The sequence below is a fragment of the Pseudomonas sp. GW821-FHT02C04 genome (assembly GCF_059421845.1).
Genome location: NZ_JBWKVT010000010.1, coordinates 99,379 through 120,854, shown reverse-complemented (window position 1 = coordinate 120,854; position 21,476 = coordinate 99,379). Strand labels below are relative to the sequence as shown.

Annotated in this window: 20 protein-coding genes and 1 pseudogene; 10 read left to right on the top strand and 11 right to left on the bottom strand. The window is 60.8% G+C overall.

Going from position 1 to position 21,476, the window contains the following annotated elements; all coding sequences use genetic code 11:
- Positions 1-95 precede the first annotated feature (95 nt).
- Complete coding sequence (locus AC07VV_RS27795; protein WP_495038073.1) at positions 96-1,070, top strand: 2-hydroxyacid dehydrogenase; 975 nt, start codon at positions 96-98, stop codon at positions 1,068-1,070.
- Positions 1,071-1,208: 138 nt separating this feature from the next.
- Positions 1,209-1,718, top strand: a complete 510-nt coding sequence (locus tag AC07VV_RS27790) for a DUF2165 family protein (protein WP_495038072.1) — start codon at positions 1,209-1,211, stop codon at positions 1,716-1,718.
- Between the two features lie 20 nt (positions 1,719-1,738).
- On the opposite strand, the gene AC07VV_RS27785 is transcribed toward AC07VV_RS27790, so the two are convergent.
- Positions 1,739-2,641: a DMT family transporter gene (locus tag AC07VV_RS27785; RefSeq protein ID WP_457382034.1), complete on the bottom strand. Its 903-nt coding sequence runs from the start codon at positions 2,639-2,641 to the stop codon at positions 1,739-1,741.
- 139 nt (positions 2,642-2,780) lie between these two features.
- Between AC07VV_RS27785 and AC07VV_RS27780 the strand changes: the two genes are divergently transcribed.
- Positions 2,781-3,656, top strand: coding sequence for a helix-turn-helix domain-containing protein (locus AC07VV_RS27780; protein ID WP_495038071.1), 876 nt, complete (start codon positions 2,781-2,783; stop codon positions 3,654-3,656).
- Here the strand turns inward: AC07VV_RS27780 and AC07VV_RS27775 are convergent, their stop codons facing one another.
- From AC07VV_RS27775 to AC07VV_RS27750, 6 genes are all read right to left on the bottom strand, one after another.
- A complete protein-coding gene (locus AC07VV_RS27775; RefSeq protein WP_495038070.1) occupies positions 3,657-6,086 on the bottom strand; it encodes a TonB-dependent siderophore receptor in 2,430 nt (809 codons plus the stop codon).
- A 104-nt stretch (positions 6,087-6,190) separates the two neighbouring features.
- Positions 6,191-7,180, bottom strand: coding sequence for a FecR family protein (locus AC07VV_RS27770; RefSeq protein WP_495038069.1), 990 nt, complete (start codon positions 7,178-7,180; stop codon positions 6,191-6,193).
- Positions 7,177-7,743 (bottom strand): RNA polymerase sigma factor, encoded by a 567-nt coding sequence (locus AC07VV_RS27765; protein WP_495038068.1) that lies wholly within the window; start codon positions 7,741-7,743, stop codon positions 7,177-7,179. Before AC07VV_RS27765 ends, AC07VV_RS27770 begins: the two co-directional genes overlap by 4 nt.
- Positions 7,744-7,747: 4 nt before the next feature.
- Entirely contained in the window at positions 7,748-8,071 is a 324-nt protein-coding gene (locus AC07VV_RS27760) for a DUF3325 domain-containing protein (RefSeq protein ID WP_495038067.1), read from the bottom strand.
- A complete protein-coding gene (locus AC07VV_RS27755) occupies positions 8,071-9,657 on the bottom strand; it encodes a PepSY-associated TM helix domain-containing protein (RefSeq protein WP_495038066.1) in 1,587 nt (528 codons plus the stop codon). The genes AC07VV_RS27760 and AC07VV_RS27755 overlap by 1 nt, the downstream gene beginning before the upstream one ends.
- The gene (locus AC07VV_RS27750) at positions 9,654-9,959 is read right to left on the bottom strand and encodes a DUF3649 domain-containing protein (protein WP_495038065.1); all 306 of its coding nucleotides are present in this window, start codon (positions 9,957-9,959) and stop codon (positions 9,654-9,656) included. The genes AC07VV_RS27755 and AC07VV_RS27750 overlap by 4 nt, the downstream gene beginning before the upstream one ends.
- Positions 9,960-10,135: 176 nt before the next feature.
- On the opposite strand from AC07VV_RS27750, the gene AC07VV_RS27745 reads away from it, so the two are divergent.
- The 3 genes from AC07VV_RS27745 to fecA all read left to right on the top strand — a co-directional run bounded on the left by AC07VV_RS27745 (position 10,136) and on the right by fecA (position 13,976).
- Positions 10,136-10,624: a sigma-70 family RNA polymerase sigma factor gene (locus tag AC07VV_RS27745; RefSeq protein ID WP_085730110.1), complete on the top strand. Its 489-nt coding sequence runs from the start codon at positions 10,136-10,138 to the stop codon at positions 10,622-10,624.
- Entirely contained in the window at positions 10,621-11,550 is a 930-nt protein-coding gene (locus tag AC07VV_RS27740; protein WP_495038064.1) for a DUF4880 domain-containing protein, read from the top strand. Before AC07VV_RS27745 ends, AC07VV_RS27740 begins: the two co-directional genes overlap by 4 nt.
- Before the next feature lie 92 nt (positions 11,551-11,642).
- Positions 11,643-13,976, top strand: a complete 2,334-nt coding sequence (gene fecA / locus AC07VV_RS27735; RefSeq protein WP_495038063.1) for a TonB-dependent Fe(3+) dicitrate receptor FecA — start codon at positions 11,643-11,645, stop codon at positions 13,974-13,976.
- A gap of 133 nt (positions 13,977-14,109) precedes the next feature.
- On the opposite strand, the gene AC07VV_RS27730 is transcribed toward fecA, so the two are convergent.
- Positions 14,110-14,517, bottom strand: coding sequence for an HPF/RaiA family ribosome-associated protein (locus tag AC07VV_RS27730; RefSeq protein ID WP_096819094.1), 408 nt, complete (start codon positions 14,515-14,517; stop codon positions 14,110-14,112).
- 200 nt (positions 14,518-14,717) lie between these two features.
- Positions 14,718-15,665 (bottom strand): LysR substrate-binding domain-containing protein, encoded by a 948-nt coding sequence (locus AC07VV_RS27725; RefSeq protein WP_495038062.1) that lies wholly within the window; start codon positions 15,663-15,665, stop codon positions 14,718-14,720.
- Between the two features lie 135 nt (positions 15,666-15,800).
- Between AC07VV_RS27725 and AC07VV_RS27720 the strand changes: the two genes are divergently transcribed.
- The 3 genes from AC07VV_RS27720 (at position 15,801) to AC07VV_RS27710 (ending at position 19,059) form a co-directional block, all read left to right on the top strand.
- Positions 15,801-17,177: an L-serine ammonia-lyase gene (locus tag AC07VV_RS27720; RefSeq protein ID WP_495038061.1), complete on the top strand. Its 1,377-nt coding sequence runs from the start codon at positions 15,801-15,803 to the stop codon at positions 17,175-17,177.
- A 63-nt stretch (positions 17,178-17,240) separates the two neighbouring features.
- Positions 17,241-18,542 carry an HAAAP family serine/threonine permease gene (locus AC07VV_RS27715; RefSeq protein WP_495038060.1) on the top strand — a complete coding sequence of 434 codons (1,302 nt, stop codon included), beginning with the start codon at positions 17,241-17,243 and terminating at the stop codon, positions 18,540-18,542.
- Positions 18,543-18,741: 199 nt separating this feature from the next.
- Positions 18,742-19,059, top strand: a complete 318-nt coding sequence (locus tag AC07VV_RS27710) for a DUF3509 domain-containing protein (RefSeq protein ID WP_495038059.1) — start codon at positions 18,742-18,744, stop codon at positions 19,057-19,059.
- On the opposite strand, the gene AC07VV_RS27705 is transcribed toward AC07VV_RS27710, so the two are convergent.
- The gene (locus AC07VV_RS27705) at positions 19,056-19,556 is read right to left on the bottom strand and encodes a phosphate-starvation-inducible protein PsiE (protein WP_003221775.1); all 501 of its coding nucleotides are present in this window, start codon (positions 19,554-19,556) and stop codon (positions 19,056-19,058) included. The genes AC07VV_RS27710 and AC07VV_RS27705 overlap by 4 nt on opposite strands.
- A gap of 293 nt (positions 19,557-19,849) precedes the next feature.
- Here AC07VV_RS27705 and AC07VV_RS27700 point away from each other — a divergent pair.
- A pseudogene (locus AC07VV_RS27700) lies at positions 19,850-20,104 on the top strand (YebG family protein); the annotation flags it as partial.
- Between the two features lie 170 nt (positions 20,105-20,274).
- Here the strand turns inward: AC07VV_RS27700 and AC07VV_RS27695 are convergent.
- Positions 20,275-21,294 (bottom strand): Glu/Leu/Phe/Val dehydrogenase family protein, encoded by a 1,020-nt coding sequence (locus tag AC07VV_RS27695; protein ID WP_096819082.1) that lies wholly within the window; start codon positions 21,292-21,294, stop codon positions 20,275-20,277.
- Positions 21,295-21,476 lie beyond the last annotated feature (182 nt).

The window sequence follows — 21,476 nt, the reverse complement described above, 5'->3', positions numbered from 1 at the left end:
TGCCGCCTAAACGGGTAGGCAGCAAGGCACTCGCATAACCCTCGACAAGAATGTTAGCTTGCTTGGCATCCAGCCGCCCGACGAGCTCTCCTTCAATGAAAAAAACAGTCCTGGCCTTCAGCCGCATCACCCCGCCCATGATCGAACGCCTGCAACAGGACTTCGACGTCATCGTCCCCAACCCGAAGAACGGCGATATCAACGCCCAGTTCAACGAAGCCCTGCCCCACGCCCACGGCCTGATCGGCGTCGGTCGCAAACTCGGCAAGGCCCAACTGGAAAACGCCGCCAGACTTGAAGTGGTCTCCAGCGTTTCCGTCGGCTACGACAACTACGACCTCGCCTACTTCAACGAACGCGGGATCATGCTTACCAACACCCCGGACGTCCTAACCGAAAGCACCGCCGACCTGGCCTTCGCGCTGATCATGAGCAGCGCCCGCCGCGTCGCCGAACTGGACGCCTGGACCAAGGCCGGCCAGTGGCAGGCCAGCGTCGGCGCACCGCTGTTCGGTTGCGATGTACACGGCAAGACACTCGGCATCGTCGGCATGGGCAATATCGGCGCCGCTGTCGCCCGTCGTGGGCGTTTCGGTTTCAACATGCCGGTTATCTACAGCGGCAACAGCCGCAAGACCGAACTCGAACAGGAACTCGGCGCGCAGTTCCGCAGCCTTGACCAACTGCTGGCCGAGGCCGATTTCGTCTGCCTGGTGGTGCCGCTCAGCGACAAGACCCGCCACCTGATCAGCCATCGCGAACTGGCGCTGATGAAGCCCGGGGCGATTCTGGTAAACATCTCCCGCGGTCCGGTGGTGGACGAGCCGGCCTTGATCGAAGCGTTGCAGAACAACCGTATTCGCGGCGCTGGCCTCGACGTCTACGAGAAAGAGCCACTGGCCGAATCGCCGCTGTTCCAGTTGAAAAACGCAGTGACCTTGCCGCACATCGGTTCGGCGACGAATGAAACCCGCGAAGCCATGGCCAACCGTGCGCTGGCCAATTTGCGTAGCGCCCTGCTCGGTGAGCGGCCGCAGGATCTGGTCAATCCACAGGTCTGGCGCGGTTAAAAAAGGTCGGGCAAGTGCTGTGTGGCACTTGCCCGATCATTTATCCAACAAACATAACTTGCAATTGAACTGAGCAACGAAACAGACACTGCCTCTATAGACTCTCCAGAAATTAAAACTTTCTGGAGAACATCAACCTTGAAAAACCTGACCACCGATCAACTTGTCCGCTACAGCAAAGTCATACTCATGGCTTATATCAGCTTCTTTGGCCTTCTCGTGATGTACAGCAACTTCACCGACTACCCATCAAACTATGAATATGTCGGGCACATCCTCAGCATGGACACCACCCAGATCAACGAAAACATACGACATCGGGCAATCACCTCACCCATGCTGCACCACCGCATCTACTGGCTGATCATTACCCTGGAAGTGATTTACACCGTTTGCTGCCTGCTGGGCACTTATCACCTTTTTCGAAAAATCAACGAATCAGCGGAAGCCTTCCATGAGGCGAAGAAACTTTCGATCATTGGTTTATTGATCGCCATGTTCGTTTATTACGTCGGTCTGCAAACCATCGGTGTTGAATGGTTCGACATGGACACGTCACAAACGTGGAATGCCAAGGACTGGGCCCGACACATTGTCGATTTCATATTTCCGTTATTGATTTACATCGTTATAAAAGTGGAGCGCTGAACATTCAGCGCTCGTGTGCATCAGGCCAGTTTGCCTTGGGTCGGCAGTATCGGTGCGCGGGGTTTGCGGAACACCAGCACATTGCCCAGCATGACCAGCACCAACCCCGCCAACGCCGGCGCCGTCCATTGATAGCCTTCGGCAAACGCTGAAACGTTCAGCGCCACTACCGGGAAGAGCACCGTGCAATAAGCCGCGCGCTCCGGGCCCATGCGACCGACCAGAGTCAGGTAGGCGGTGAAGCCAATCACCGAACCCGGAATCACCAGGTACAGCAGCGCGCCGATGTAACGCGACGTCCATTCCATCTCGAACGGAATACCCTTGACCAGACACCACACCGACAGCATCGCCGCGCCGTAAGCCATGCCCCAGGCATTGGTCGTCAGCGGCTTGAGACCGGCCTTCTGTTGCAGGCTCGAGAGCATGTTGCCCGCCGAGAAGCACAGGGTGCCGCAGAGCGCCAGGCCGAGGCCGAGCAGTGTTTGCGGAGTGGCGTGATGCCCAGCCAGTTCCGGCCAGAACAACAGACCCAGACCGCCCAGCCCCAGCGCCCCTCCCATCAACACGTTGCGCGCAATGCGCTGACCGAAGAACACCCGCGCATTCAGCGCGTTCCACAAGGTCGCGGTGGAAAACACCACCGCCACCAGACCGCTGGGAATCCACTGGCTGGCGGTCAGGAAACACATGAAGTTGACGCAAAACAGGCACAAGCCCTGCGCCACGCAGATCAGATGCCCGCGCCGGTTCATCGGTTGCAGACGACGGCTGAGCAGCAACAGCGCAAACAGCACCAGCGCGGCAAGGCCGAAGCGATAAACGATCGACACCGGAATCGCCACCACGCCCAGTTGCCATTTCAGGGCGATCCAGGTGGTGCCCCAGATCAGCACGGTCAACAAATACAACGACAGGTTCATGGCAGACACTCCTCGATTGGGTTTCAGTGTCCGCCCACGCCCTCCACCCGCGCTTGCATAAACTTGCGCTTTTGTCGGAGCACAGGCTGGCAGAGCGAAATCTACGGAGTAGGATGCAAGGCGTTGAAGAGAACCGACCATGGCCGCCATCGATACCCTGCAAGTCTTTCAAGCCCTCAACAACTCGCCCAATGCACGCCTTGTGCACAGCGCCGAGTTGGGTGACGGCCTGTCCGCAGCCTTGTGGACCAATCATCACGACGCCCAGGAATACGAAGCGCCGAGCCATCACACCCTCTCCTGCTACATCGCCGGCGGCACCGGCACTTTCCGCCGTGGTGAGCCCGGTAACAAGGGCGGCCCGGACAAGCTGTGCATCCTGCCGGCCGACCACGAATCGGGTTGGGTGATCAATGGCGATATTCGTCTGGCCCACCTGTATTTCAGCGCTGAACAATTTGCCCTGGGTTGCGTCACCCTGCTGGATCGCGAGCCCCGGGAAATGCAGCTTCGCGAACAGACTTTTCTCGAAGATCCGCAGCAGGCCCAACGGTTTCGCCAGTTACTCACCTTGAACTGGGACGAGCCTGCCGAGCGCTTGCTGACCAGCAGCCTGGCCCACGAATTGATCAGCCATACCCTGTTGAGCCAGGTCGGCGTGCGTCAGGGTTTGCGTCTGAAAGGTGGATTGGCGCCGCACCAGCGCCGGCAACTGGTGGAGTTCATCGACAGTCAACTGGCCGAGCCGATCAGCCTCGGGCAACTGGCGGGGTTGTGTGCATTGTCGGAATACCACTTTGCGCGGATGTTCCGGGTGAGCTTCGGCTTGCCACCGCATCAGTATGTGCTGGCGCGGCGTTTGAGCCGGTCGCGGGAGTTGTTGCGGGGGACGGTTTTGCCGTTGGGGGAGATTGCCCTGGCGTGCGGATTTGCCAGTGCCAGTCACTTCACCAATCGTTTCAAACAGGTTTTGGGTGGAACGCCCGGCGAGTATCGCCAGGCGTTTTTGCGCTGATCAGAACTCCAGCGTACTCGACAACGAAATCTGCCGCGAATCGCCCATCGACACGAAGAACCGGCTGGCCGCCGAGGTGTAGTAGGTGCGGTCGAACAGGTTCTTCACGTTGAGCTGGAACTTGACCTTCTGCCCTTCGACTTTGGTGTCGTACGTGGCGAACGCATCGGCCACGGTGTAGCTCGGCAACTCGAAATCATTCACCGCGTTACCCGCTCGCTCACCGACATACCGCGCACCAGCGCCGACGCGCAGTTGATCGCCGCCGATCACGCTGCCGAAGTCGTAGACCGCCGACAGCGAGCCGGTGTTCTTCGCCACGTTTTGCAGCTTGTTGCCTTTGTAGTCGGGATCTTCCGTAACCTCGGCGTCGGTGTAGGCGTAGCTGCCGATCATGCTCCAGCGATCACTGAGCTGGCCGGTCAGGTCCATTTCCAGGCCACGGGAACGCACTTCACCGGCGGCGCTGTAGATTGTGGTCGGGCCTTCGGCGTTGGCCACCAGCACGTTGCGTTTCTTGATGTCGAACAAGGCGATGTTGCCGGTGACACGCCCCGGAATGTCGAGGCGTGCGCCCAGCTCCCAGGACTTGGCTTCTTCCGGCGCGATGCTACCGTCGAGCACGGTGCTGCTGCCGCTCAGCGGGGCAATGGTCGAGTTCGGTTTGAACGACTCGGTGTAGCTGCCGTAGAACGACAACGCGTCGGTGTAGCGATACACCAGGCCCGCACGCGGCACCCACTTCTGGCCGTTGCTGTCAGTGTTGGCCTTGAACGGCACGCCTTTGCCGGCGTACTGGTCGTATTCCTGGAAGCGCCCGCCGGCCACCAGAATCCACTGGTCGTTGAGGTGGATCGAGTCCTGCAGGAACACCGAGTCACTGCGCAGCAGATCGGTCTGTGCACTGTCCGCCGGGCTGACGGTGGTGCCGGCGACTTCGCGGCCGTAGACCGGATTGACGTAGCTGAAGGTGCTCAGGCTTTTCTGACGGATCAGGTCCGCGCGGTAGATCTTGCGGTACTCGTCATCGACGCCGAACACCAGGTCATGCTGCATGCCCAGTACATTGACCTTGCCTTCGAGGCTGGCGGTGGTGAAACGGTCGGTGCTGATCGCGCCCTGGGTGCCGTCCATGCTGCGGGTCAGCGTGCCTTTCTTGGTGTCGATCGCGGTCACGCGGACCTGGCTGGCGTCGTAAGTTTCGCGGTTCCAGCTGTAGCCGAAATGGGCTTTCCAGTCGTCGTTGAGTTCGTGGTCGGCCTCGAAGTGATAGAGGTCCGAGCGCCCTTCCATGTCGTTGAATTTCTCATCGAGACGTTCGTTGCGCGAGATGTCCAGCGGATGGTTGGTGCGTGGATCGATCAGCGTGCCACGGTCGAACGGCGTCAGGAATTCCCGATGCTCATAGGCAAACAACAGCTTGGTGCGCTCACCGTACCAGGCCAGCGACGGCGCGATCAGGCTTTCACGGTGGGTACCGAAATTGCGCCAGTAATCTTCGTCTTCGTGATCGAGCACCATGCGATAGGCCAGACCGGAGTCACCCAGCGCACCGGTGCTGTCGAACGAGCCGCCGCTGCCGTTCTTGCCATCGCCGTAGGTCGAACCGCGCAGGGTCAGGGCGTTGTACTGGGTCAGTTCGGGTTTCTTGCTGACCATGTTGACCACGCCGCCCGGATCCTGAATCCCGTACAACAGCGAGGCCGGGCCCTTGAGCACTTCGACACGATCCACGGTCGCGTTCATGCCACGGCCCTGCACCACCGGCATGCCGTCGCGCATGATCGAGCCGTTGCGGTTGTCGCCGAAGCCACGGGTCATCACCGAATCCTGGGTGCTGCCCAGCGTGTTGCCCTGGGTGATACCACTGACGTTGGCCAGCGCATCATCGAGGTTGCGCGGTGCCTGATCGCGAATGACCTGGGCCGGGATCACGTTGACGGTCTGCGGGATTTCCTGAAGCGAGGCCGAGGAACGCATCACCGAACTGGTTTCCGGTGGCTGGTAACTCATCGGTTGATCCATAACCGAGGTGATGTTGGTCGCACCGAGGTTCAACGCACCTGCGGTCGGTTGCGGTTCGAGTGCCAGGGTATGGCTGTCGGTGCGGCGGAAGGTCAGGCCGGATCCGGTGAGCAGACGCTGCAACGCCTGTTCCGCGCTCATCTGCCCGTTGACCGCTGGGGCGTCGAGGCCGTACGGCGCTTCAACGGTGTAGACCACGCTCTGGCCGGTCACGCGACTGAAATCGCTCAAGGCTTGGGGCAGCGGTTTGACGGCCAGGGAAAAACTGAACTGTTTCTGTGGCTGGCTGCTGTTGCTTTCAGCGGCCTGCGCCACGCTCATCGGCAGCAACGCCAACGCCGCAAAACTCAGCGCCGAGGCACCGAACCACTGTTTGACCGAACCCGATTTTGCCCTGGACTTCATTGCTCATGACCTGTGTAGAACCGCAACGGATGCGAATGACTCGCAGTTTCAGTCACTACACGGATGGCGTCGGGATTTACCTCACCACAAATTTGAAAATATTTTCAGCGCAGGATAATCAGCTTGCCCAGCACCTGATGCTGCTCGAATCCCAGAACCCCCTGCAGCGAATTCAGCACGGCTTGCGGATCCTTGCTCGGAAAGCTTCCGCTGACCTTGCGCGCGCCCAGTTCGTCGTTGAGCAACACGATGCGCCCGGGGTAATAACGCCGCAGATCCTGCACCACATCCGCCAGTGTCGACTTGTAGTAAGTCAGCCAGCCCTGACGCCAGGCCAGTTGCGCTTCGCTGTCCACGGCGTGCAGTTTTTCCGCGATGCCTTTGCCAAATGCCACTTGCTGGCCGGCGGTGAGAATCTGCTGCTCGGCATCCCGCGCCGCCGTCACGCCAACGCGCCCGGACAACACGGTGACTTGTGCGCCATGCGGTTGAAGGCGCACTTCGAACTGCGTGCCGAGCACCCGCGCCTGGCCCTTTTCGGCGTCGACCACGAACGGCTCGCCGGTGTGGGTCACGCTGAAAAACCCGGCGCCCCGACGCACCTGGACATGCCGCTCGCCATGACTGAAATCCACGGCGATGGCACTGTCGGCATCCAGCGTGACCTGGGACTGATCGGCCAAAGTCACGGTGCGGATTTCGCCGGGTGCCGAAACATAATCGGCGCCCAGATCATCGATCCAGCGCTGCGGCTGCCAACCGGTGCCGAGGCTGACCATCAACAACAGGCAGGCCGCCATGGCCAGTGCTCCGGCCCAACGTCGAATCTGCGGACGGCGCGGCCGGTCCATCGCATTCAGATAGCCCTGCAACGCAAACGAATCTTCATCGGCCAGAGTGCGCGCCGGCCCTTCGCTCAATTCCCAGATGACCTGTGCCTGGGCGTATGCCTCGGCGTGGGCCGGATCGGCTCGCAACCATTGGCTGAAGGTCAGTTGATCACCGGTGCTGGGGCGGTCGTGCAACAGGCTCAGCCAGGCAAAAGCCGCCTGCTCCTGAGCGGGCGTCGGGGTGACGCGGTCGATGTGATTCACGGTGCTTTCCCTGGCAGGCGTGGCGCGGGTTCGCGCAGGCTGGCCTTGCAGGCCTCGAGGGCGCGCATCATATGTTTTTCCACGGCGCTTTGGGACAGGCCCATGGCCTTGGCGATCTCGGCGTACTTGCGCCCGTGGATACGATTGAGCAAAAAGATCTGCCGCGTGCGCTCGGGCAATGCGCGCAACGCCGCTTCGACGTGGCGCAGATCGTTGCCTGCTTCGAGTGCGGCTTGCGGCTCGCTGGCGCTGCTGTCCGGCTCATCCGGCTTCCAGCCTTCGTTGACCCGAACCCGCGTGCCTTCGCTGCGCAAATGGTCGATGGCGATATTGCCGGCACAGCGCAGCAGGTAGGTGCTGAGTTCTTCGACCTGCACCAGCGGTCGGCGCCAGAATCGCAGGAACAGATCCTGCACCAGGTCCGCTGCCGTGGCCCGGCAACCGACGCGACGGTTCACCAGCGCTTCCATTTGCGGACGCTGCGAGAGGAACACCTGAAGAAAATGCGCACGCGCGCCGCTCGGTTCGTCGTCGCGGGATTCCGGGGGATGACCGATCAGCATTGCATCACCACGCCCATGCGGCGACCGGCGTCGCCAACAGGCTCAACGCCGCCAGTGCCATTGCCAGCTTCGGTCGATACGGCATCAGCAGCACCAGCAACAATGCGCTGATCATCAACACGGCGAACCAGTCGACCAGACCGAAACCCCAGCCGTTGGCAGCCACGGCGGCCCAAAGTGAAAGGCACAGCAGCAACCCACCGGCGAGCTTCAGACTTTTTGCGCGTCGGGTTGAAGGCTTGTGACCCAGCAGCTCATCGTGATGCCGCGGCATCGACAGACACAGCGCAGTAAATCCGGCGTAACACAGCAACAGCGCCAGCAGCATCAGTGCGTCCCCTGCTCAAGCGTGATCGGCCGGGCGGTTTCGCGAGGTGTTTTTTTCACGCGGACGGTGTGGCCGGCACGCTGCATTTTCCAGGCGGCCCACGCCAGGAACAGACCGGCGCCGAAGCAGGTCAGGTCGAAACCGGCCAAGGCCCAGTCACCCTGCGCCAGCGTGACGCCGAGGTGATGCGAGGTGGTCAACGCGTTGAGCAGCGGCACCGTGGTGAACAGCAGCGCTGCCAGTGTCAATTGTTCGACCCAGGCTTTGCGACCCGGTCGGAGCAAGGCATGCACCAGGCTCAAAGCCCAAGCGATGAAGAACGCGTTCACTTCCCAGTTGGCCCGGCCGTCGAGGCTCAGTGGCAACAGACGGTTGGCCCAGAAGAACACCGCCACCGCACTGACCAACCCGGCCATGCTGGCAATGTTCAGCACTTCGACCAGCCGCAGTTCGAACGGCATCACCCCGGTCTTGGCGTGTTTGAGCTGACGCTTGCCGAGCCAGATCACCAGTCCGGTGCCGATCATTGCCGTACCGGCCAAGCCGCAGATGAAGTACAACCAGCGCAGCACAGGACCCGCAAAGTGGCCGATGTGCAGGCCATAAAAACTGCCGGCAATCGTCATCGGCAGCGGTTTGGCCGGGGTCGCACCGAGGATTTGTCCGGTCACGCCATTGAAGGTCACGTCGCTGCCGTATTCGTAGGTGATCTTGTCGGAGCTGGCACGCGACACCTGCACCGAGGCATTGGCGTCGCCGGGATTGTTCACGGTCACCCGCGCTGCATGTCCGCCGCCCCAGTGCTCGCTTGCACGTGCCAGCAGCGGCGCCATCGCCGGCAACGTGGTGGGTACGCCTGCACGCTCCGGGGCTGGCGTTTCGGGAAACACTTCGTCGTAAAACGCACTGCGATCGTTGCCGTAAGACGCCAAAAGGCTCGCCGGCATAACCATCGCCATGAAAATCACCAGGCTGCTGTAGGTGATCATCAGGTGAAACGGCAGCACCAGCACACCTACTGCGTTGTGCCCGTCGAGCCAGGTGCGCTGGCCTTTGCGCGGACGGAAGGTGAAGAAGTCCTTGAAGATTTTCTTGTGGGTGATGATGCCGGTGATCAGTGCGATGAACATCACCATCGCCGCGCTGGTCGCCAGCCAGCGGCCCCACGGATAAGGCATTTGCAGCTGGAAGTGGAAGCGGTAGAAGAATTCGCCGCCGAAGCTTTTGCGCACGGGCACTTCGGCACCGGTCTGGGCGTCGAGGATTTTTTCGGTGAATCGACCGCGCTCGCCGGGTTTGACCGGGGCCTGCCAACCTACAGAAATGCCGGGATCGCGCGCATCAGGAAGCGTGATCTGCCAGCTCGGTGCGTCGGGCGCGCGCTGCTGCAGATAGGTTTGCGCCAGCGTCAGGCTCGCTTCGGCATCGAGCGGCCGGGACGGGATTTCCGGCTGCATCCAGTGATTGGTCTCGTCCTTGAAATAGGCCAGCGTCCCGGTCAGGAAAATCGCGAACAGCAGCCAGCCGAAGACCAGCCCGGTCCAGGTGTGCAGCCAGGCCATCGCCTGGCGAAATCCCTCTTTCATGCGTAACCCAGACCCCGAGCGGCGCCGGAGATCGTCGCCAGAATCACGCTCGGCACCAGCAACCCAACCCATGCCGCCCACGCGCTGCGGCAGGCAAAGCACCAGAGCACGGCCACCAGATACACGAGGAACGAGACAGTCATGCCGGTGATGACCGCTTCGGCGCGGTTCAGCGGCAACCACATGGTTAGCGTGACACTGGCCAGCGCCGCGACCAGATAGCCGCCAAACACCGCCGCGAGCACCCGCGAAGTGACGGCCAGACGATAGGACATGGGGAGTGCGGCGAGTTTGGCTTTCATGTTTCGACCCTGAAACGGTTAACGCCCGGCCAACAGGCCGAGACGACAAGTGAGCGATATTAATGATAAATATTCTCATACGCAAAAGAGTCTGATTGCCGGCATGCATTGACGGCCCTACAATGCGAACCATTCTTGTTCTCTAACGCATCCCGCATGCGCCCGGAGTGATGCCGTTGTCGTCCGCCCATCCCGTCGAATCGCTGTATCAGGCCCATCACAGCTGGCTCACAGGCTGGCTGCGGCGCAAACTCGGCTGCCCGGACAGCGCCGCCGATCTGGCCCAGGACACGTTCATCCGGGTGCTGACCGCACGAGAACCGCCGGTGATCATCGAGCCCCGGGCGTTCCTCACCACCCTGGCCAAGCGCGTGCTGTTCAACCATTACCGTCGCCAGGATCTGGAGCGCGCCTACCTCGACACCCTCGCGCAGATGCCGGAAGTCGTCGCGCCTTCGGAAGAAGAGAAAGCGATCATCCTGCAAACCCTGATGGAGCTCGATCAGTTGCTCGACGGTCTGCCGCGTGCGGTCAAACGTGCATTTCTGCTGGCCCAGGTCGATGGCCTGACCTATCCGCAGATCGCCGCCGAACTGGGCATCTCCGTGGCCACGGTCAAACGTCATCTGAACAAGGCAGCGATGCGCTGCTACTTTGCTCTGTGAATCCGCCGATGGATTTTTCCGCGCAGGTTGCCGAGCAGGCGGTGCACTGGCTGCTGGAAATGCAGCAGGGCCCGCTGAACCCGCGCCAGCAACAAGCCTGGCAACAGTGGATCGACGCCCACAGCGAACACCGCCGCGCCTGGGAACATATTCAGCGGGTCAATTCGCGGTTGCGGGGTTTGTCATCGCCACTGGCCCATGCCGCGTTGAACGCGCCAAAGTCCGGCAGTCGGCGTCAGGCTCTCAAATTGTTGCTGCTTCTCGGCGCCGGCTCGGCGGTCACCTGGGGGATGCGCGAGCACAATCCGTTGCCGTCGCTGCTGGCCGATTACCGCAGCCCGATCGGTCAGCGCCGCAAGATTTCGCTCGGCGTTGGCGGCCAATTGCAGCTCAACACCGCGAGTGCGGCGGATGTCCGAAGCGATGGCCTGATCCGCTTGCTCGAAGGCGAAATGCTGCTGACCGTCACTCAATCTTTCGAAGTGCAAACCGCCCAAGGCCTGCTGAAAACCCAGGGCGCACGGATCAACGTGCGTCAGTTTGCCGACCGCACGCAGGTTGCGCTGTTTGAAGGTCGGGTCGAATTGAACGCACAAGGTCGCGCGCCGATGCTGCTGCCGGTCGCCCGGCAATTGAGTTTCAGCGCCACCTCCATCAGTGAAGCAAAACCGCTGGACGCCAACAGCGGCGCCTGGGCCGACGGCATGCTCGTGGCCGCCCACATGCGCCTGGGTGACTTCCTCGACGAACTCGGTCGCTACCGTCGCGGGCAGCTCAATTGCGATGCAAAAGTCGCTGACTTGCTGATCTCCGGGACTTATCCACTGGACGACAGCGAGCGGATTCTCGATCTGCTGGAAATCAGCCTGCCGGTGAAAGTGAAGCGTTTTACTCGCTATTGGGTGACGGTCGAAGCCAAGGTTTGATCAGCCGCAAAAATAAATGAGCCGTTTTTCAGATCTGGCGTGACAGAGAAGGAAAGCCCCCCCTTGATTCAACCTTCTCAGGACCGTCCTCCATGCACCCCACCCGCCTCACGCCGTTGGCCCGAACCCTGCGCAATCTCGTCCTCGGCGCCAGCCTGAGCTTCAGCACCCTGCCCCATGCGCTGGCTGCCGACACCAAGGCTTATCACATCGCTCCGTCGTCGCTGGAAAACGCCCTCAACCAGTTCGGCCGTGAAGCCGGGGTGCTGATTTCCTTTGGCTCGCAGGTCACCAGCGGAGTGCAAAGCCGTGGACTGGAAGGCAGCTACACAGCGGAACAAGGTCTGAACGCGCTGCTCGAAGGCACCGGCCTACACGCCCGCGCCGAGGGCGGCAATGCCTTCAGCCTGCAACCGTCGAGCGACAGCGCCCTGGAGCTGGACACCTCGAAAGTGGTCGGCGACTGGCTCGGTGAAGCCGCACAGGTCAACGTCTTCGAACATCCCGGTGCCCGTGACGTGATCCGCCGCGAAGAGTTCGAACGCCAGGGCGCGACCCAGGCCCGCGATGTGCTCAATCGCATTCCCGGCGTCAACGCCCCGGAAAACAACGGCACCGGCAGCCATGACATGGCGCTGAACTTCGGTATTCGCGGCCTCAACCCGCGCCTGGCCGCGCGTTCGACGGTGTTGATGGACGGCATCCCGGTGCCATTCGCGCCTTACGGTCAACCACAGTTGTCGTTCGCACCGATCAGCATGGGCAACATGGACGCGGTGGACGTCGTGCGAGGTGGCGGTGCCGTGCGTTACGGCCCGCAGAACGTCGGCGGCGTGGTCAACTTCGTGACCCGGGCGATTCCTGACGAGCCGACCGTCAAGGGCGGTTTCCAGACCGAAACCAGTCCTTCGTCGAGCCATGACGGCTTCAAGACCAGCGCCAACCTGCTGGCCGGCGGCACCAATGCCAACGGTCTGGGCGGCGCGTTGCTGTACTCCGGCACACGCGGTGGCGACTGGCGCGAACACAGCGACACGGAAATTGACGACCTGATCCTCAAGGGCAAATATCAGCTCGACGAAGCCAACAGCTTCAACGCCATGGCCCAGTATTACGAAGGCAAGGCCGACATGCCTGGCGGTCTGAATGTCGCCGACTACGATGCCGATCCGTATCAGTCGACCCGCCCGAAAGACCAGTTCTGGGGCCGTCGCACGATGTTCAATTTCGGCTACCGCTATCAGGAAGATCGCCGCGAATTCACCGCCAACACCTTCTTCACCAAGACCCTGCGCAGCGGTTATCTGGATCAGGGCACATTCCTGTCGCTGTCGCCGCGCGAATACTGGGTTCGCGGTCTGGAAACCCGTTTCGCCCAGGGCTTCGACCTCGGCCCGACCAGCCATGAAGTCGGCGTCGGCTATCGCTATATCAACGAAGCCGGCCACGAACTGCGCTATCGCACGCCAATCGCCAGCAACGAGTACCCGACCACCAACAGCCGCAACGATCGCGACACCCGTGGCGGCACCGAGGCCAATGCGTTCTTCGTCGATGACCGCATCGACATCGGCAAGTGGACGATCACCCCGGGCGTGCGCTACGAGATGATCGAGTCGCAACAGACCAACAACCTGACCAACGTCAAATACAAGGGCGACTACAACACCGCGCTGCCGGCGTTGAACGTGCTGTACCACCTGACCGACACCTGGAACCTGTACGCCAACACCGAAGGTTCGTTCGGCAGCGTGCAATACAGCCAGATGCCCAACCGCGTGAGCAGCGGCGAAGTGAAACCGGAGAAGGCCCGCACCTGGGAACTCGGCACCCGTTACGACAACGGCGCCCTGCGAGCGGAAATCGGCGCGTTCCTGATCAACTTCGACAACCAGTATGAAAGCAACCAGACCAACGATTCGGTGATCGCCCGTGGCGAAACCCGCCATCAGGGCATCGAGACCAGCGTCAATTACGCGCTGGATGACTTGAGCCCGGCACTGGCTGGTTTCGACGTGTACGCCACTTACGCTTACGTCGACGCGACCATCCGCGAAGACGGTCCGAACAAGGGCAATCGTGTGCCGTTCTCCTCGAAACACAAAGGCACGATCGGCGTCGGTTACACCGAAGGGCCGTGGAAGCTGAACCTGGACAGCAGCTTCCAGAGCGACCAGTTCGCCGACAACGCCAACACCTCGAAAGAAAGCGCCGACGGCAGCACCGGCAAGATCCCGGGCTACATGCTGTTCAGCAGCCGCGCCGGTTATGACTTCGGCCCGCCGCTGTCGGACCTGAACGTGGCGGTGGGGGTGAAGAACATCTTCAACACCCAGTACTTCACCCGCTCGTTCGATGACAACAACAAGGGCAAGTATGTGGGTGAGCCGCGCACGGTGTATGTGCAGACTTCCGTTGCCTTCTGAGATCTACATGCATCCAGCCCTCTCCCGAAGGGAGAGGGGTTTCATATCTGATCCACTCACAAAACCCACCAAAAACGAAACGGGCCTGCAATTGCAGGCCCGTTCTCGTTGGGTGACTTATAAAATCAGCGCATCAACTGTTGATCGCTGCCTGTTCGTTTTCCAGAAATTCTTCCTCCAGCAGCGCGTCATTCGCCTTGCTGGTAAATGGCACCACTGCGGCTCGCGGTTTGCCCCGCAATTTGCCAAACAGGTGCTCCAGCGCGTGCTCCAGTTTTTCGGCTGCACCATCGATCGCCTGTTCCAGCGAATCGGCTTTGTGGGTGACGGAAATCGGTTGATGGCCTTTTGGCCGCGCTTCCAGTTGGCAGCGCAAATCATGGGGACCCGGTTTGTCACCGTTCTCGTCGCTCAGATGGACTTCGACACGGGTCAGGTCTTCCTCATAACGGTCGAGCGTGCTCTCAATTGTGGTTCGTACCCACTCCTCCAGTCGTTTGCTGCTTTGAATATGGTTGTCGCTGTTGACTTGGATTTGCATAGTTCATCCCTTATTTCAGCTAGCTCGCAAGAGGCCTTGAACAGGATTTCGTGACCTCTTGATTACAACAATCGGCCCGTGTGACGAACATTTCAACCCCTGAAAAAAGATAAATATTCATACGCAAAAAAAGCCGGACAACCGAGTGAAGCGCTGGTAAGGTCGGGAGTTGGGTCGCCTCAGTTCCCTGCAAAATCTGCTCACAATTGGCCATCACTCAACGGGTGCAGGCCACGGAAAATCTCCGCCTCTTCCACCAGCCAGTCATGCACTGCGCGCACACCCGGATGGCTCAACGCCCCCGGCGCGTAGAGCAATACATAGCGCTTGTGATTGGGCACCGAAATCCCGAACGGCACGATCAACGTCCCCCGCTCCAGCTCGTCGTTGAGCAGCGTGCGCCGGGCAATCGCCACACCCATGCCGGCAATCGCCGCTTCGATGGTCAGGTGGTTGCGATTGAACGTGTGCCCACGCCGTACGTCGGCGCCATCGAATCCGATGGCATTGAGATAAAACTCCCACTCCGCGTATTCATAACTGCCGCGCCAGGCCGTGATGTCGTGCAGCAGCGGGAAATGCACAAGATCCGCCGGCCCGTGCAATGGCGGCCGTCCACGCAGCAGGCTCGGCGCGCACACCGGGAAAATCTGCTCGTCGAGCAAGGCTGTGGATAACAATCCCGGATAACTGCCGTCGTTCAAGTCGATGGCCAGGTCGAAATCCCCTTCATGCAACGGCACGCTGCTGTCCTCGGCCACCAGCCGCAACTGGATGTCCGGGTAACGCTGTTGCAGGCGCGGCAGGCGCGGGGTCAGCCATTTGCTGAGGAACGACGGAATCGAACGCACCCGCAGAATCCCGCTGATCATCCCCGCATCCAGACGACGCAATTCCGCGTCGATGCTGCCATAAGCCTCGTTGACCGTGATCGCCAGTCGCTGTCCTTCCGCGCTCAGCTCCACACCCCGGGCTCGCCGATGAAACAGGCGAAAGCCCAGACGCTCTTCCAACTGTCGGATTTGCTGACTCACCGCCCCCGGCGTGATGTGCAGTTCCTCGGCACAACGGGTGAATGACAGGTGCCGCGCGGCACAGGAAAACACCTGCAGCCAGACGTAAGTCTGGGCATGCAATTGACGGCTCATGGTTTAGTCCTGCTAAAGGCTTACTTAGGAAGTTTCGTTAGTCACGTTGAAGCGAGGTAGGCAGTATCGCCGACATTGCGCTTGTCCTACAAAAAATGGCAGCGATTCCTACTCCATTGCTTGTAAGGGTTTAGCATGGCTATCAGTGTTTTCGATCTATTCAAAGTCGGTATCGGTCCGTCCAGTTCCCACACCGTCGGCCCGATGCGCGCCGCCGCGACCTTCGCCCAGGCCCTGATCGATCAGCATTTGCTGCTCGACGTGCAGCGGGTGGAAATCCGTTTATACGGCTCGCTCTCGGCCACCGGCGTCGGTCACGCCACTGACCGTGCAACGGTCATGGGCCTGATGGGCGAATGGCCGGACAGCATCGATCCGTCGACCATCGAGCCACGCATCCAGCAACTGCGCGAGACCGGTCATCTGTCACTCGCCGGTCAGCGCTCGATTGCCTTCAACTGGCAGCACGACCTCCTGCTGCTGGACGAGAGCCTGCCCTACCACCCCAACGCCATGTCGCTGACAGCCTTCGGTGCATCCGGGCAACTGTTCGAGCAGACGCACTATTCGGTCGGCGGCGGTTTCATCATCGAAGCGGCCGAAGCCGAGTCAGGCGTCGCGCCGACCGGCGACGTGGTCTTGCCGTACGACTTTTCCAGCGCCGCTGAACTGCTGTCGCTGTGCAACAAACACAACCTGCGCGTTTCCGAACTGATGATGGCCAACGAACGGGCCTGGCGCAGCGACGCCGAAATCCGTAAGGGTCTGCTGCATATCTGGTCGGTAATGCGCGAATGCGTCGAGCAAGGTTTGCGTCACGAAGGCGTGCTGCCTGGTGGTCTGAATGTTCCGCGTCGTGCGGCGAAATTGCACCGCAGCCTGCTGGAAATCGGCAAACCGAACGTCATCAGTTCGACCCTGTCGGCGATGGAGTGGGTCAACCTGTTCGCCCTCGCCGTCAACGAAGAAAACGCCGCCGGCGGGCGTATGGTCACCGCGCCGACCAACGGTGCCGCCGGGATCATTCCGGCCGTCCTGCACTACTACATGAAATTCAATCCGGATGCGTCCGACGATGACGTGGTCGCATTCTTTCTGGGCGCGGCAGCGGTCGGCATCCTGTGCAAGAAAAACGCCTCGATCTCCGGTGCCGAAGTGGGTTGCCAGGGCGAAGTTGGTTCGGCCTGTGCGATGGCTGCTGCGGGGCTCGCCGATGTACTCGGCGCCACCCCGGAGCAACTGGAAAACGCCGCCGAAATCGGTCTGGAACACAACCTCGGCCTGACCTGCGACCCGGTCGGCGGACTGGTGCAGGTGCCGTGCATCGAGCGCAACGCCATCGCCGCGGTGAAGGCGATCAACGCCACACAAATGGCCCTGCGCGGTGACGGCAAACACTTCATTTCCCTCGACCGTGTGATCCGCACCATGCGCGATACCGGCGCCGACATGCATGACAAATACAAAGAGACTTCACGAGGCGGCCTGGCCGTGAGCTGGGTGGAGTGCTGAGGAGCGCTCCCTGACCGCCTGTAACACGTGAGCCCGAGCAAGAATAATAACGAGGCCAAAACGATGACCGATGTACGCACACCTGCTGCCGAAAACCCCGCTGTAGACCGCACACGCGATAGCGAAACCGCCCACAAGGGCTGGAGCAAATTCGACACCACCTGGATGCTCGGCCTGTACGGCACGGCCATCGGTGCCGGTACGCTGTTCCTGCCGATCAACGCCGGTGTCGGCGGCTTCTGGCCGTTGCTGATCCTGGCGTTGCTGGCGTTCCCGATGACCTTCTTCGCTCACCGGGGCCTTACCCGCTTCGTGCTGTCGGGCCGCTCCGGTGACATCACCGAAGTGGTGGAAGAACACTTCGGCGTCGGTGCCGGCAAACTGATCACGCTGCTGTATTTCTTCGCGATCTTCCCGATCCTGCTGGTGTACAGCGTGGCGCTGACCAACACCCTGAGCAGCTTCCTCGAACACCAGTTGCACATCGCCCCGCCGCCACGCGCGGTGTTGTCGCTGGCGTTGATCCTCGGTTTGATGGCCATCGTGCGTTGCGGTCAGAGCGTGATCGTCAAAGCCATGAGCGTGCTGGTGTATCCGTTCGTCGCCGCGTTGTTGTTGCTCGGTATCAGCCTGATTCCGAACTGGAACGGCGCGTTCTTCGCCAGCGCCCAGGAAGCGATGCCGATGTCGGTGTTCTTCAAGACCCTGTGGCTGGCAATCCCGGTGATGGTGTTCTCGTTCAACCATTCGCCGATCATTTCCGCGTTCGCCGTCGAGCAGAAACAACGCTACGGCGACCAGGCCGAACGCAAGAGCAGCGGCATCCTCGCCATGGCCCACGGCATGATGGTGGTGACCGTGATGTTCTTCTGCTTCAGCTGCGTGCTGGCGCTGTCGCCGGCTGATCTGGCAGCGGCCAAGGCGCAGAACATTTCGATCCTGTCGTACCTGGCCAACCACTTCCAGACTCCGGTCATCGCTTACGCCGCGCCGTTGATTGCGCTGGTGGCGATCACCAAATCCTTCCTCGGCCACTACATCGGCGCCAGCGAAGGCTTCCAGGGCATGATCGTCAAAAGCCTGCGCGGTCGTGGCCGGGTGATGTCGGCGAGCTGGCTGAATCGTGCAACCGCGCTGTTCATGATCCTCAGCTGCTGGGCCGTGGCGACCTTCAACCCGAGCATCCTCGGCATGATCGAAACCCTCGGCGGGCCGGTGATTGCCTGCCTGTTGTTCCTGATGCCGATGTACGCGATCCGCCGCGTGCCAGCCTTGCGCCAGTATTCGGGCCAGGTGTCGAACGTGTTCGTGGTGCTGATCGGCCTGATTGCACTGTCAGCGATCATCTACTCGGTTCTGCCCTGAAACGGGCCGCAAACGAAGAAGGCGAGCCATGGGCTCGCCTTCTTTTTGGCCGGTTTCATTGTTCGACAAAATTCCCGGCATGTCCCTTGCTACATCCCTGAAGGAGACAGGACCACGGAATGGCCGACGGTCCGGTTGGGCGAACCAACCCGATCACGGCCGGTCAACAACTGCACGTTCAATCAGGCGGTGACGCATCATGGACAATCCTTTTCAGATCATTACCGATGCCTTCGCGCCGGACTATCAGATCAACCTGAGCATTCAGGGCCTCGACGGCAGCATCATGCTGACCCTTTCCAACAGCGGCCGGATCGTCGCCAAACGGATGATCAGCGCCGAACAGCGCAACGACCCCAAGCGCCTAAAACGACTGGTGCAAAGCATCCAGTTCGGCATCGCCATCGAACAGGGCCACAGCGCCATGGCGATCCTGGAAGCCATGACCCGCGGCGACGGGCTCACCCCGCCACCGCGCCAGATCAAGGGCCAGCATCGGCCATTGATCGGTCTTTAGAGCTCGCCCTTCTCGATCTCGGGGTGTTCACCGGAACCTGCACCGAGCTTGCGTTGCGGCTTCTCGATTTTCACCGAAGGAAATTGCGACGAGGCGTAACGCACCACCAGGATCGAGAACGCCAGCAGCAGAATCCCGCCGCACAGGTAGATGATGCCCATGTCCGGCGGGTTGTGGTGCGAGACGTTGGAGATCAGCAACCGCGTCAGTGCGGTGATCGCCACGTAGATCAGGAAGCGCACCGGCATGTGGTTGGTCTTGAAATAAATCCCGACCATCGCCCCCAGTTCCAGATAGATGAACAGCAACAGAATGTCATCGATCTTGATGTGCCCTTCCTCGAGCATCCCGAGAAACTCCATCACCGCCGCCCAGGCGGTCACCGCACCAATGGCGAACAGCGCCAGGTAGTGGAAGGTTTCGACGAACAGGTTGCCCAGGGACTCGGCCAGTTGATGCACGTTTTGCCGCAGTTTCTCGGCCCAGTTGATTTTCACGATGAAGGTTCCTTAGCCCGGTTCGAGCGGATGTTGCGCATTGGACGTGACGGTTATTGCACACGCACGCGGATGCATGCAGAAAAGAGGCCACGCCATCATGGCGAGGCGCCGCGAAACCCGCGCCGTGGCGTTTGGTCGCACCTGTGCATAACCATTGGGCTGACAAAATCCGAATCCGGTCTACATTAAAAAGCCACTACCCAAAGCGCAGGGATTCGCTTATCCTTTTCGCTGTATATAGATACAGTAGTCGCAAAGACAACTTAATGTGAAGGCATGTGAGGTGGTGAATGGCCGTCGAAGTGGTATACCGCAGCAGCCGAGATCTGGAGCGCTTGTTCATGGATAAAGCCGAAGCTGACCGTCATGACAAAATGCTCGAACTGGCCGAGTTGCTGGCCGAAGTACTGGAAAAAGCCGTTCCTTCGTTGAGCGAGCAGCAAGTGGAAGAAGTCGGGATCTTCATGGCGAAGAACCGCGATGTATTCGCCCGGGCGTTCAAGAGCCAGCCAGATGCCCTGTCGGAGCTGATCAACGCACCGGCCGAACCGGTTGTGGCGAACGAGACAGCAGACGCGGCTGAACCGGCAGAAGCCCCAGCCAAACCCGCCAAGGCGGCGAAAGCTGCAAAGTAATCGACACCTGAATTGAAGCCTCTGAATTGAATAGCCCCTGAGTTGAAAGACTCAGGGGCTTTTTCATGTCCGGACAAACCTCAGCGGTACAACACCTTCTCCGCCAACTCGTCCGCCACCCGCGCGGGTGAACGTTTTTCAGCCTGGGCGTGGGCAAACACTTCCGTCAGCCGCGAACTGATCTTCGACAGGTGCGCGGTGATGGTCGTCAGCTCTTCGCCACGGTGCTTGAGGGAAACGTAGATCAACCCGCCGGCATTGATCACGTAATCCGGCGCATACAGGATGCCGCGCCGTTCCAGTTGATCGGCGACATCCAGATGTGTCAGTTGATTGTTGGCCGACCCCGCCACCGCCGAGCAGCGCAACTGGGTGACGGTGTGGCTGTTGAGCACACCGCCCAGGCCGCACGGCGCAAGAATGTCGCACGGCGTGCTGAGCAATGCGTCGTTGGCGATCGGGTGGGCGTTGAGTTGTTCCATCGCCAGTTGCACCTTGCCGTGGTCGATGTCGCTGACCAGCAGTTCGGCACCGGCGGCGTGCAACTGTTCGGCCAAGGCATAACCGACATTGCCCAGCCCCTGAATCGCCACGCGCAAGCCTTCAAGGTTGTCGCTGCCCAGCCGCGCCATGGCCGTGGCGCGAATCCCGGTGAACACGCCCATTGCCGCGTGTGGCGCCGGGTCGCCGGCCGAGGTGGTGCTGGTGACGTGCTGGGTCTGCTGGGCAATGCAATCCATGTCCGCCACCGAGGTGCCGCTGTCGATGGCGGTGATGTAGCGGCCGTCGAGCTGATTGATGCAACGGCCGAAGGCTTCGAACAACGCAGCGCGGTTTTCCACATGGGCCGGACGCACGATCACCGCCACACCGCCGCCCTGGGCCAGTCCGGCCAGCGCGGCTTTGTAGCTCATGCCCTGGGCCAGGCGTATGGCGTCCTCGACCGCGGATTCGTCGTTCGGGTAGGCAAGATAACGACATCCGCCCAGGGCGGGCCCGAGGCGACTGTTATGGATGGCAATGACCGCCTTCAATCCGGAGACCGGATCAACGCTAAGGTGCAGCGATTCCAGGCGAGTGCTTTGCATGAGAGCGAACATCGGCAGGCCCCCGAATCACTTCTGGTAGTCGCCAGTATAGGCTTGCGCCCAAAAATTGCTGAAGCACACGGGAATAAGGCCCGACAGCGACCAATGCGTTGCGGCATAACCCGGTGGCAGAGCGGCGCGGCACTGGACGAATGACGGAGACGGGGCTAAAACGAGGCATTCCCCGGAGATTT

Excerpts from the sequence above, each read along its gene's own strand:
- fecA (WP_495038063.1), top strand. The coding sequence starts at position 11,643 with ATGCACCCCACCCGCCTCACGCCGTTGGCCCGAACCCTGCGCAATCTC.
- AC07VV_RS27775 (WP_495038070.1), bottom strand. The coding sequence starts at position 6,086 with ATGAAGTCCAGGGCAAAATCGGGTTCGGTCAAACAGTGGTTCGGTGCC.
- AC07VV_RS27720 (WP_495038061.1), top strand. The coding sequence starts at position 15,801 with ATGGCTATCAGTGTTTTCGATCTATTCAAAGTCGGTATCGGTCCGTCC.
- AC07VV_RS27730 (WP_096819094.1), bottom strand. The coding sequence starts at position 14,517 with ATGCAAATCCAAGTCAACAGCGACAACCATATTCAAAGCAGCAAACGA.
- AC07VV_RS27765 (WP_495038068.1), bottom strand. The coding sequence starts at position 7,743 with ATGCTGATCGGTCATCCCCCGGAATCCCGCGACGACGAACCGAGCGGC.
- AC07VV_RS27780 (WP_495038071.1), top strand. The coding sequence starts at position 2,781 with ATGGCCGCCATCGATACCCTGCAAGTCTTTCAAGCCCTCAACAACTCG.
- AC07VV_RS27725 (WP_495038062.1), bottom strand. The coding sequence starts at position 15,665 with ATGAGCCGTCAATTGCATGCCCAGACTTACGTCTGGCTGCAGGTGTTT.
- AC07VV_RS27710 (WP_495038059.1), top strand. The coding sequence starts at position 18,742 with ATGGACAATCCTTTTCAGATCATTACCGATGCCTTCGCGCCGGACTAT.
- AC07VV_RS27695 (WP_096819082.1), bottom strand. The coding sequence starts at position 21,294 with ATGTTCGCTCTCATGCAAAGCACTCGCCTGGAATCGCTGCACCTTAGC.
- AC07VV_RS27760 (WP_495038067.1), bottom strand. The coding sequence starts at position 8,071 with ATGCTGCTGGCGCTGTTGCTGTGTTACGCCGGATTTACTGCGCTGTGT.
- AC07VV_RS27795 (WP_495038073.1), top strand. The coding sequence starts at position 96 with ATGAAAAAAACAGTCCTGGCCTTCAGCCGCATCACCCCGCCCATGATC.
- AC07VV_RS27750 (WP_495038065.1), bottom strand. The coding sequence starts at position 9,959 with ATGAAAGCCAAACTCGCCGCACTCCCCATGTCCTATCGTCTGGCCGTC.
- AC07VV_RS27715 (WP_495038060.1), top strand. The coding sequence starts at position 17,241 with ATGACCGATGTACGCACACCTGCTGCCGAAAACCCCGCTGTAGACCGC.
- AC07VV_RS27755 (WP_495038066.1), bottom strand. The coding sequence starts at position 9,657 with ATGAAAGAGGGATTTCGCCAGGCGATGGCCTGGCTGCACACCTGGACC.
- AC07VV_RS27785 (WP_457382034.1), bottom strand. The coding sequence starts at position 2,641 with ATGAACCTGTCGTTGTATTTGTTGACCGTGCTGATCTGGGGCACCACC.